This window comes from Bradyrhizobium sp. 137 (assembly GCF_023074095.1).
Lineage (GTDB): Bacteria > Pseudomonadota > Alphaproteobacteria > Rhizobiales > Xanthobacteraceae > Bradyrhizobium.
The window spans coordinates 1-11,447 of the sequence record NZ_JADPKU010000043.1 but is presented as its reverse complement, the minus strand read 5'-3'; the positions used below and the strand labels follow the sequence as shown (position 1 = coordinate 11,447).

At 61.1% G+C, this 11,447-nt stretch carries 7 protein-coding genes and 2 pseudogenes; 3 read left to right on the top strand and 6 right to left on the bottom strand.

Annotation, left to right across the window (positions count from 1 at the left end; translation table 11 throughout):
• Window positions 1-231: 231 nt before the first annotated feature.
• A complete protein-coding gene (locus IVA78_RS09175) occupies window positions 232-3,549 on the bottom strand; it encodes an adenylate/guanylate cyclase domain-containing protein (protein WP_247465067.1) in 3,318 nt (1,105 codons plus the stop codon).
• Between the two features lie 213 nt (window positions 3,550-3,762).
• On the opposite strand from IVA78_RS09175, the gene IVA78_RS09170 reads away from it, so the two are divergent.
• Window positions 3,763-4,017 carry an H-NS family nucleoid-associated regulatory protein gene (locus tag IVA78_RS09170; protein WP_346275289.1) on the top strand — a complete coding sequence of 85 codons (255 nt, stop codon included), beginning with the start codon at window positions 3,763-3,765 and terminating at the stop codon, window positions 4,015-4,017.
• Between the two features lie 546 nt (window positions 4,018-4,563).
• Window positions 4,564-4,860 (top strand): hypothetical protein, encoded by a 297-nt coding sequence (locus IVA78_RS09165; RefSeq protein WP_247465064.1) that lies wholly within the window; start codon window positions 4,564-4,566, stop codon window positions 4,858-4,860.
• Here IVA78_RS09165 and IVA78_RS09160 read toward each other — a convergent pair.
• From IVA78_RS09160 to IVA78_RS09140, 5 genes and pseudogenes are all read right to left on the bottom strand, one after another.
• A complete protein-coding gene (locus IVA78_RS09160; RefSeq protein WP_247465061.1) occupies window positions 4,842-5,348 on the bottom strand; it encodes a lipocalin-like domain-containing protein in 507 nt (168 codons plus the stop codon). The two genes, IVA78_RS09165 and IVA78_RS09160, sit on opposite strands and share 19 nt — an antisense overlap.
• 52 nt (window positions 5,349-5,400) lie before the next feature.
• Window positions 5,401-5,940 (bottom strand): cytochrome c, encoded by a 540-nt coding sequence (locus IVA78_RS09155; RefSeq protein ID WP_247465058.1) that lies wholly within the window; start codon window positions 5,938-5,940, stop codon window positions 5,401-5,403.
• The gene (gene soxC, locus IVA78_RS09150) at window positions 5,927-7,198 is read right to left on the bottom strand and encodes a sulfite dehydrogenase (RefSeq protein ID WP_247465054.1); all 1,272 of its coding nucleotides are present in this window, start codon (window positions 7,196-7,198) and stop codon (window positions 5,927-5,929) included. The genes IVA78_RS09155 and soxC overlap by 14 nt, the downstream gene beginning before the upstream one ends.
• 408 nt (window positions 7,199-7,606) lie before the next feature.
• Window positions 7,607-8,968, bottom strand: a complete 1,362-nt coding sequence (locus IVA78_RS09145) for a carbohydrate porin (protein ID WP_247465038.1) — start codon at window positions 8,966-8,968, stop codon at window positions 7,607-7,609.
• A gap of 335 nt (window positions 8,969-9,303) precedes the next feature.
• A pseudogene (locus IVA78_RS09140) lies at window positions 9,304-9,660 on the bottom strand (transposase); the annotation flags it as partial.
• A 1,260-nt stretch (window positions 9,661-10,920) separates the two neighbouring features.
• Between IVA78_RS09140 and IVA78_RS09135 the strand changes: the two are divergent.
• A pseudogene (locus IVA78_RS09135) lies at window positions 10,921-11,122 on the top strand (hypothetical protein).
• Window positions 11,123-11,447 lie beyond the last annotated feature (325 nt).

Here is an 11,447-nt window from a genome sequence, read left to right as displayed (position 1 = left end):
GTTTGCGTTTACGAGGTCCAAACGGCGCGCGTGACGAGTTCATCCTCGCAGCCACCGCCCAAAACCTTCGAAAGATGGCCAAGCTGATCCCGATGCCCAGGCCGAGGCTCGCATAGAGCCGATTGAGCAGTTCGGCCAAGTCGCGACGGAGCTATTACAACTAAATACTGCCGGCCTTTTTCAACAGAATCGGCCCGGAGCAGAAGTCGCAGACTTCATCAATAGGCTTTTCTAGGCCAATTCAGCAAGCAGCGCGGCGGCTTCTTTGAGGTAGCGCGTATCGAAGCCTTCGGTGAAGGAGCCGTAGATCGGCGCGAGGAGATCGCGAGCCTCGATGCGCTTGTCGTGGTCGCGCCAGAGGCGGGCGAGACTTGTGGCGGCGCGCAGCTCCCAAAACCTGGCCTCCTGCTCTCGAGCCACGGCCAGGGCGTGGCGGAGCGAGGCTTCGGCTTCTACCGAATCACTGGGCGAGCTCGCAAGGAGCGCCTCGGCCCTGAGGCGATGCAGCTCAGCTTCAAACCACCGCTCCTGCGTTCTGTCGACAATTCCCAGCGCCTCGGTCAGCAGATCGCGCGCTTCGGTTGAGTCTCCAGCTTGAGTGCAAATGTCTGCTAGTACGCCCAAAAGAAAGGGTACTTGGTTGACAACGCCCAGGCCGTCCTTGGCCGCTAAGGCACTGCGCATCTGCGCGGAGCCTGCCGTGACCTCACCAGCGGCGGCGAACGCCCAGCCGTACCAAAACGCAGCACAAACTTCCCAGAGCGGAAAACCGTGCTCCGCGGTAAGCTTCATCGCCGCCTCCGCCCGCTCTCTCACGGTCGTTGAATCGCCGAGATGCTGATAGAGCCAGCAGTTCAGATGGAAGACATGACTCAAAGTGTAGGCATCACCCAGCTCCTGCGCCGCGGCAAATGCCGCGCGGCTGCGCGCTATCGCCTGGTCTATTTCGCCCCGCCACAGCAGAATCAAAGGGATAAAATTCAGCGAGGCGACCCGGAGGTCAGACAGGAACACGGGGGATCGGTGATCAGCCCGATCATAAGGCGCGAGCGCCAGCTCGAAATGCGCAAGCGCAAGCCGCTGGTTGCCCCGGTGCATCGCGCCGACCGCTAAGCACCGATGGCCAACGGCGCAGGCAGCCGGATCTCGCCGGTGTTCTGCGAGGCGTAGCAGCTCCTCGGCAAATTCGTAGCCGACGTCGACGCCGGATCGATGCATATGATGCACGTACAAACCCCACAGAACGGCGGGCAACTCGGGATGATCGGCCCGCTGCCGGCACAGCTCCCGGGCACGTTCATAGGCCCTTCCGACCTCCAGCGCTGCGAAGCCCTTGGTGGCGACGAACGCCGCCCCCAATGCCACCTGCACGTCGAGTTCGAGCTGATCGCGCTCATCCCCGGCGGGCAGGTCGGCTGATAGTTCCAGACCTTGCGCCAGCTGGGCCACGGCCTCGATCATGGCCGAGCGCGCCATCGCGTGACGTCCGGCCCGGTGCCGATAGGCGACCCCTTTCTCAATAAGACCTGCTCGTGTGCAGTGGTGGGCAAGAAGCTCGGGGTGTGTTTCGCCTATACCGGGAAACTGCTCCTCCAGCACCCGCACGATGTTGGCGTGAAGTTGCTGGCGCCGGGCGCGCAGCAAGGTGCTGTAGACGGCATCCTGTACAAGCGCGTGCTTGAAAGTGTACTCCGCGTCAGGCGGCGTCCCGCGCCGGAAAATCAACTCGGCGCGCACGAGCCGCGCCAAGGCGCCCTCCAGTTCCTGCGGTGGCATCCGCGACACTGCGCTGATTAACTCATGCGAGAACTGCCGGCCGAGCGCCGCTCCGATCTGAGCCACTTCTCGCACCGGCGCCAATCGATCGAGCCGGGCCAGAAGGGAGGCTTGGAGCGTCGTTGGGATCGCCCGATGGTCGCCGGCATCGGTCATCCGTCCGCTCTCAAGGACAAACTTGGTCAGCTCCTCGATGAACAACGGCACGCCGTCCGTGCGATCGATGATCTGATCGGCAATCTCCCTGGGTAAGGTCTTGCCCCCGGTTACGTGCGCGATCATCTCGGCGCGGTGCCGAGGTGGCAAGCGGTTGAGACTGAGCAATGTCACGTGCGGACGGCCGACCCAGGGCGGCGTGAACTCCGGTCGAAAGGTGAGAATAACCAGGACCCGCAACGTCGCGGCCCGGTCGATCAATAGATCCAGCGACTCCAGCGTGGTGGGATCGCTCCAGTGGATGTCTTCCCATAGCATCAGCAGCGGCTGCTGCGCCGCGAGCCCCGTGACCTGCGCCACCTGCACCTGAAGTGTTTTCTCCTTGCGCTTCTGCGGCGAGAGATTAAGCGGCGGGTAGCGGTCGCCGGTCGGTATAGACAGCAAGTCCGCCAATAGAGGGACAGCTTCGCCCAGCTCCTGGTTGGCCAGAGCCAGCGCCGCCACAAGCTTATCCAAGCGGGTCTCGGCCGTATCCTCGCGTCGAAATCCGGCCGCCTGCTCGAGCTGGGTGATGCTGGGATAAAGCGCACTGTGCTGATGATGTGGCGAGCAGAAATAACGCAACCGCGTGTGCGGCTCCTCGCCCAACTGCTCCAGCAGGGTTTGTGCGATGCGCGACTTGCCGATGCCCGGCTCACCGACGATCAGGACGACGGAACCGTCGCCGGCCTTGGCCCGCTCCCAGCGCCGCGTCAACAACGCGATCTCTTCCTCCCGACCGATCAATGGCGTGCTGGCGGCGCGTAGGGCCTCGAATCGACTGCCGACCTGGCCCGCGCCCAGGACCCGCCAGACCTGCACTGGACGGTCCATACCCGCGATCGCCAATGGACCGAGATCGCGATACTCAAACAGGCCGCCAAGCATGCGGCGCGTGCCGTCTGCGATGACGACCGTGTTCGGTTCGGCAAGCCCCTGAAGCCTTGCCGCAAGGTTAGGGGTCTCGCCAATGACCGATTGTTCCTGAGCGGCGCCTTCGCCGAGCAGATCACCGACGACTACGAGGCCCGTGGCGATACCGACACGCACCTGCAACGAGGTCCCCTGGCCTGCATCGAGCTTGGCCACGGCTTCGATCAAGGCGAGGCCCGTACGCACCGATTGTTCGGCGTCCTCCTCATGTGCCTGCGGGTAACCGAAATAGGCCAGCACGCCGTCACCGAGATACTTCGCAACAAAGCCGCCGGACCTGGTGATCACCTCGGCGCACCGGCGGTGATAGGCGCCAATGATGTCGCGCAACTCCTCAGGGTCAAGCCGCCCCGACAAGGCGGTAGAGCCGACGAGGTCGACGAACATGACCGTGAGCTGACGGCGTTCCGCGGCGTCCGAGGTTTTCGACGGCATGGAAGCAGCAGAGGATGCGACCTGCGCCGCGGACGTGCGCTCGCTGATGGCTGCAAGGATTTTCCGCCGGTGCCCGAGCGGAATGCCGATGTCCTTGAGGTCTTGGTCAGTCAGATGGGGGAGTACCGAGACATCGATTTCATTTTCGGCAAAACGTTGCGCGTATTGCTCGAAACCGAGTGCATGGAGCCAGTGCGCAATCGACTGCATTGCGGCCACCTATTCTTTTCGGTGTGGCCTTGAGCAACCAGCATTATATCCCGATCTTTTCTCGATGGCACCTCATCTGTCCGGACATTGGGCTGACCTTCCGACCATAATACCGCCGTGCGAGTTCGACCCAACCCGTGAAAGACAGCGAGATTACGGCCGGCGGCGCGTTCACGGCGGCAATGTCCGGTGTAGGCCCAACTCGGACCTTAGGTGAGGTCCGCTATTGCGCCGCTACCAGGGGCACAGCGGCTCATTGGACTGGCTGACGAGGCCACAAGGTTCGATCGTAAGCGCCGTCCATACCCGCCCGTTCGTCCCAGATATCGCAATCCAAAGAACCCGGCGGAGACATGGTCGGGTCGCGGCAGGCTGCCTCGGTGGCTGCGGCCGCAGCTTCGAGGCGGCGGGAAGTTGGACGACTTCCTAATCGACCAGGCTTCGGTTCAAAAGCGGCAGACAAATTGAGCGCGGCGCGCGCGACCGCGTTGGAAAGAAGGCCAACCCCACATCCTTTCCTTTGTCTGGCATCCGTTTGGCTTCTCGATCGACTGAAAGAACAAAGGCCAGCGCCGCAGCATCAACAGCCCGATCCGGCGATCTTCACTCACCACGGCTTGCGTTGGCGGTGGAACGTCTCGCTCTAACGCCCGTGCGAGCCGGTAGGGTTTGCTTTCTGAGATCATCGCCGAGACGCGAGCAACGACTCCTTGGTCGCCTTGATGACGGCCGTGTAGCCGTTGTAGTCGAGCCAATCCACCAGCGGCCGATGCCGGACCGACTCCCTCTTTTTGTCATCCAAGTGAGAAGCGTGGTCGGGTCTGCAGGTGGTGCCTGTGCACGAGCGAGGGCCATACCGCGATGCAGGGATCGGAAGAACGCGGGCCGCCGCCAGGTACCAAGCCAGTCGCGCTCTGTTTCTGATGCTGTTGGCTTCGGCCTATCGACCAACGCAAAGAAGCCCGCCGCCAGGCCGCAACGGAAGTCCGCCTGATGCCAGAGCAGGAGAGTCGCATGGATATGAAAGAAGCCTCGGCAATGACGGAAGCGTCCGGGCTGACGAACGAGCAAGACGGCGACGAACAGATTTCCGGAGCGCGCCGGCGGCCGCTCCAGTCGCCTTCGCAGGACGTCGCGATGCGCTGCGCCGATCGGCTGCGCGAGGTGGCCGTCGAGGCGCCACTGCAGTCGCTCTTCGTAGCGTCTGCTGAGTGCGGGCACGGCCAGGCGCCCCCCGCGCGGCCGAATCCTGCGATGAACTCGCGCCCCGGGCGCGGCCCACGTTTTCGGACCTACTTGGCGCGTTTGTAGTCGAGCTCAGAAGAGCCGCCAACGGATGTTAATGGATTCGCGATTTTCAATTCGTCCGCAGTGATTGTGAATGCGCGAGTCTGTTCGGTCTCTGCCCGATTTGGGAACGTACTCCCCTCGAATTTCAGCGTGTAGGTTTTTTTGGTTTCATCGACCGTGTATGTGCCGAAGGTTGCAATGCTTCCCTGCACCACGGCTTTGTTTTCCTCTGGCGTACCCTGTGTGCGGTTGTTCGATGCAAACTTCGGAAGATCGGAGCGCACAATTTGCGACGCGAAGTAACCGTTCTCGGTGAAGATCAGCAGCCCTTTTGGATTGGTGCCCCACGCCGGACTGCCATCCGGAAGTTTGGTTGTAGAGGAGACGAACGTCCAGGTCCCAACGAGTTGCTCCTTGATCGACTTCTGTTGACCAACGACGTTGCTCGGCAGCAGGGCGACACCCAGGGCCATCAGTACAGACGTGCTGAACACACCGCGCCGATTCATATTCGCCTCCCTATCTCGAATGGCTAGGCCATAAACGGACCAAGGTCTGGCCCTACTTCGGATTGCGCGGGAACGGGATAAACCCGTCGCGGTTCGGCATCTTCACCTTGGGCAGCGAGTCCGCATCGATCACATCGTTTGGCCCAATGATCCCGTTGAGATTAAGGATATAGGCCGATATTGCATAGAGCTCGTCCGCAGTGAGCGATTTCGACTCTTGGAATGGCATGGCGCGGCGGATGTAGTCGAATAGCGTTGTTGCATAGGGCCAGAAACTTCCAACAGTCTTTATCGGAGTTTTGCCCGGCGCCAATGTGCCCATGCCGCCGACGAGCGCTCCAGCGAGCGCGACACTGGGGCTGGTTCCCCTCTCGCCATGACAGGCCTGACATTTCGCGACATAGATCGCTTCGCCCTCGATTGCGGTGCCACGACCAGGCGGTAGATCTGCGCCATCCGGTCCGATGCTGATGTCCCACGCTGCGATGTCGGCGGGCGCGATCGGTTTGCCGAACTGCGGAACCTGGCCCAGGGCCGCCGGTGCAATGGTCAGCATAGTTACGCAGACTGCAACGGCTTTAAGCGTAAACATTGCTGGCCTCCCCCATCTCGTCGATGCGCCAGCTTGCGATGGCGTTGTAGTGGTAGACCCCACGCAAGCCGCGCTCGTCGGCAAACTGCGCGCGCGTTGGCTGCACCATGCCCGTGTCGTCGGTGGCGCGACTCTGCAGCACGGCGGGACCGCCATTCCATTGCCATGCTGCGCGGAAGCGCACGGGCGCCTTTGGTAGGATCGGGCCCTGCAAAGCTGCCGGCGCCCAGCTTCGTCCGCCGTCAGCCGACACGTCGACCTGCCGGATGCTGCCGTTGCCCGACCAGGCCAGCCCGGAAATCTCGTAGAATCCCGGTCCCCTCAACGCGAGTCCCGGCGACGGACGCGTGATGACGGATTTTACTTCGATCGGGAACACGAACTGCCAGGCCTTTTCATCCTTGAGCAGGATCGTGTATTTCGATGTTTCGTCTTTGGTCATGGCGGGGCCGGCAGTCAGCTTGAGCCGGCGCAGCCACTTCACGTTCATGTTGCCCTCGAAACCAGGCAGCAGCAACCGCACCGGATAGCCGTTCGAAGGCCGCACTCGCTCGCCGTTCTGATAGAGACAGAGCAGCGCATCATCCATCGCTTTGGTGAGCGGGATGCTGCGGCTCATAGCGGCAGCGTCAGCGCCCTCGGCGATCACCCAGCGCGCCTCAGGTTCGATGCCAGCTTCGTCGAGCAACGTGGAGAGCCGCACGCCGGTCCATTCCGCGCAACCCAGCAGGCCGTGAATAGCCGCTACATTGAGCGGCTGCGCCTGAGGCGCGTTGAGCGCCTGGCTGTTGCCGCCACACTCGATGAAGGCGATGCGTGATTGCATCGGATAGCGCGACAGCGCTTCGACCGTAAACACAAGCGGCCGCTTCACAAGTCCATGGATCACCAGCCGATGCTGATCGGGATCGATTTCTGGGATTCCGGAATGGCTACGCTCGAAATGCAGCCCGGATGGCGTGATCATTCCTTCGAGCAGGTGCAACGGCGTGCGTGATGCGCCGACACCGGCCGGATTGGGAGGCGGCGGAAAGACTTTGACGACCTTGCTCTCGAACGGTGAGGGCTGGCCGTAGCCCGCAAATCCCGGACCCGGCACCTTCATCCATGGCTGCACCGCAAGCGGTTCTGCCGATCCGCAGGACAGGCCCGCGCCCGTCGCACCAACAATGAGCGCGCCTTCAAGAAAGATACGGCGGCTTAGAACTCCATTGCCCGCCACCGGATCGCCTGGTTCAGGATGTGTCTTCTTGACCATCAGCGGCCCTCCCTCGTTTCGGGTGCCCGTGCGCACGGCGAGTGGTCGGCCAGTGACCGGCAGAAAGAATGGTTGGTTCTTTTGAGAGTGCAATGCCCGCCGACGGCATTCTTCACTGCCATTCGCCTCGAACGGAGACGTCGGCACGTCCCGTTTCAAAAAAAAGCAGCTCTAGATTACAGGATCCCATCTCCATCCAAAAGACCTTCATATTGGCCAGGATGTCGCAGAAACAAAACCAATGACCCCGATGTCCGAGATGGGTCAAAAGCACCGTTCGGACATTTGGCCGCTCGCTTCCGGTTTACCCCAATCATCCGACAATTTTAGCGCTCTGCCGAGACTTCGCCGGGTCAAGCTGACATCCATCGCCATGGAGCTTTGAGGACTTGTCATGATCTCTCCATCCTAGAATTTGAGCGTCGTCCGGAGGCCGAAGATCGAAGCGTTCTTGAGAGACTTACCTGCCAGAGCGCCGGCGGGCAGCGCGGCCCCGCCTCCGGGATGGACGATGTATTGGAAATTCGGCTGCAGCGTCCAGCCATCCTTGATCTGATACTGGTAAACGGCCGTCAGCAAACCTTCGAAGCTTCGCACTGGCCAATTCGGATTGACCAACGTCCGGTAGTCCGCGTCGAGAGCCTGCGCCCGTTTGGAGACATGAGCATAACCCGCGGCGATCCCGAACTTGTCGTCGGGCCGATCGTCGCGAAGCCCGATGAACTCGACGCCGGCATCGGCGTAGAGATCGATCAGGTTGCGATCGGCGGGCGCGCCGGCGGCTCTTGCGAAGACACCGATGCCACGATCGTCGCTGTGAGGCAAGCGGTAGATCTGTTGCTCGAAGACCGCCCACCCACCGAAGTCTCCTGCCAGCAATAGGGGCTCGCCGCTGCTACCGGGAGCGGCGAGCGAGACGCCGTTCGACGCGAGCTGTTGATCGGGGAAAGAGCCGAAGTGCCGCCAGCCGCCGAACTTGATCTGGCCGGTCAGGTTGGGATCGCCCTTCTTGTTGTTCCAGGCGTACTCGATCTGACCGAGCAGCAACGGCGGATCATTGACGCGGAAATTAACGCCGTAGCGATTGCGCTCCTGGGGGTCGCCGGATCCGGGTCCGGCCTGGTCGCCGTCGAAGATCCCGCCCAGAAGCGAAAGCTGGTCGGTCACGTTGACCAGCAGTCTTGCGCCCATGGCCGCCAAAGGTGGCGATGGTCCGCCGCTGGGAAGGTCGAGCGACGTGATCGCGGGCCAACCCATCGAGGCATTGGTGAACACGTCCGTGTACTTCGTGTTGAAGAATTCGCTGTCGGCGGCGAGCTGGCCGGCTTTGAGCGAGACCCTCTTCGCGCCCCATTGCTTCTCGAAATAGGCTTCGTAGAGACGCGTGGACGGTAAAGCCTCGATTCCGCTGACGACGAAGAAGTTCTGAAGATTGCGCCGGGACAGGCCGTCGCCATGAATTTGGAACATGTTGGCGTGAAAAGTGAGCTTGTCGATGCCAACGAGCTTCTGCAGGTCGACATCCACGGCGAGGTTCAGGCGGCCTTCGTAGATGGCGCCCTGCTTCAGGCCGCCGGAAGCACTCCCAAGCACCTCGCCGATGTAAGTGGCCGCGAACTTCACACCGTACTTCTGCAGCGGATTGGGCAGTAGGCCGAGCGTCTTTTCCTCAACCGTGCTCTCACCCGTGTCCGGATCGGCCGGCTTGTCGTCGTCGGTCTTGTCCTCCTGGGCCGCGGCACCGGCTGCGAGAAGCAAGACGACCGACATCGAAAGAGCTACCTGCCTATAGGCTCGCCTGGGTCTCGACACGCGAGTTCCTGGCCCCAACGGTGGGCCGACGAATATCCCGATCTTCGAGGGCGAGTCCACAGTCGAAACGTCTTCCAAAAAGAAGGGGCAGACAAACTGGCCTCCCCAATCGCAAACATTGTTGAATCGCGGGGCGCGAAAAGTCCGCTATGGTGAGGCTTTCCCTTTTTTGGGGGCATTCATGTTCGATACGGCTGCGCGCGGTCCTCGATGAAATCTCTGAGAGCGTTTCGCATCGCGAGACGGAGCGCGTACCGATGTTGCCTCTAAAACTTTGGAGGCGGCTATCGACCGACGCTTTCCTCAATCTGCGCCATCCGCCTCGCCATCTTGGCATGCGTGAAGTTGCGGTCGCGGTTGTTCACCGCCTTGAACTTGCTGCCGTCGATTGCGACGCTTGGGGTCTGCAACAGGCCCATTTGCCGGCATAGTGCAATGAACTTCGCACAAACCTTCCGGATCGCCGCGCCATTGTCCTTCCGGAAGTCGGCGATCGTCTTATGATCGGGAGCCAGGCGGCCGATCAGCCACATCACCTCGATATTGCGGCACGCCTCACGTTCCAGGCGGCGACTGAACTGCACCCGATTGAGATAACCGTAGATGTAAAGCTTCAGAAGGACTGCCGCATGGTAGGAAGACCGCCGCGTGATTGGCGCGATGTTAGGACCTCGTCGAACACCCCGAAGGCGTGTCGGAGTGGGTCAGCCAGCCGTTGCAGCGACAATCGTTGCGCCAACGCTTTCCAGTGTGCAATTTCGGTCGCTTCGATATCCATCTCTTTGTGGGCCGAACATGAGGTAACTCCGACTGGTCAGAACATGATAGTCGCCACGGTTTCCGATTCGTTAGTTGTCAGAGAACGAGTCCGCGCTGCAAAGCCGAGGCGCAGTGATCGATGCGCGCGCGGAGCTATTGCGCTCCGCACCGGCGAATGAATATCAGCGCACACCGCCTGCACCCGAGGTCACCGTAGCTGATGCCGCTTCCGATCTCGCTACGGGGACGATCCCCCCGCGGTCGGCGCCACCAGTCGCCGATCTTCCGAGCGGCCAGCTCACGCCCGAGCAGTCCGTGCCGAGCCAAGTCGACGTCGAGCAGCTTCTCGCGGCCGCGCCCGCAGGCTCATCTCCAGCTATACCGATGGGCGGGCAATGAAGAGGCGCCCGACGAGGCGCGCAGCTGGAAGCTAACCTGGCGGGGTGTGCTGCTGATGATGCTGGGCGGCTTCTCAATCTTAAGCTCGAGCCGCACGGTTCGGTACGCGGCTGAGCCATCGATGAATTCTAGAGCGCTGGTATAGCCGAATTGCCACACGTACAAAGGTTCCGCACGGCTGCACTCTAGTTTGGTACTGCCTGAGACGGACATTCGATTAGGATGACGGTCGCTCTTTGGATGGGACTGTCATGATGCGGTACAAGGTATTCGTGGTGGACAGCAGCCGGCGAGTGATCTGTGCCGCAAAGCTCGACTGCATTGACGAGCAGGGGGCGAGACGTCGAGCCGAGCAAATCTGTGGCGAGCACGACGTGGAGCTTTGGGAAGGTGATCGGCTCGTAGCTGTATTTCGAAGTGCCGCGTCGGCCGACACGAAGGGCGGCCGCACTCCTGAATAGATGGCCGGCCTCGCCTCCGCGGAGTTAGTGCATGCTCTCAACGATCGAACCGCCATTCGCCACCGCTTTGTTCTCATACCCACGCGCGAAAAATCGGTTTCCCTCCTGTCTGCTCGCTGGTGCGCAGCAAGGACGGTCGAGGGCGTCTTCGTGCTTGGCACGTCGTGAAGCAGACGTCGCGGAGCGTTGCACATTTATAACCCGCACCCCGGTTCGAGGTTGTAAGCTGGTCGATCAGAATGACCGAAACGTATTTTGTGTTTACTTCGATTGGATTAGCGGGGGCGAAAAGTGTTTGATGTCTATCGCAAATGGGAGGCGTGACTTGCTCGTTCTAAGCACAGGCTCGGCGATACCCGGGCCTTACTCTGCAAATAAGTGGCGCAAGAGCAGAAAACGAATTGTCAAAGTAAGCGACGAGATCAGGTCAACCGTTCAGCGACAAGGGTATTACGTCCGTAGCTTGCGGGTCACGAAAAAGGGAAGGGTTTAGTTCGGGCGCATCGGACGGCCGAGTCCCTCCCCGTGCAATCTCGCCAGCATCACCACCACCAAGCCGCTATCCTCTCGCTCTTCCGAGTGTCGACCGCTACTTGGCCACCTCAAGCTAATGCGGCTACATCCCTAAGCCAATGTTTGCCGAACTTCGATAGCGTTCGTGACGCAACTTGCATACTACAATACCGACTGCTCACAACCTCATAACTGTTTGTAAACCGTGACCTTGCCCCCTGGACTTAATCCAGATTGAAGTTCGCTCTGGCCCATATGAGGACCAGAGCATGAAGCGCAGCCGCTTTACGGAAGAGCAGATCATC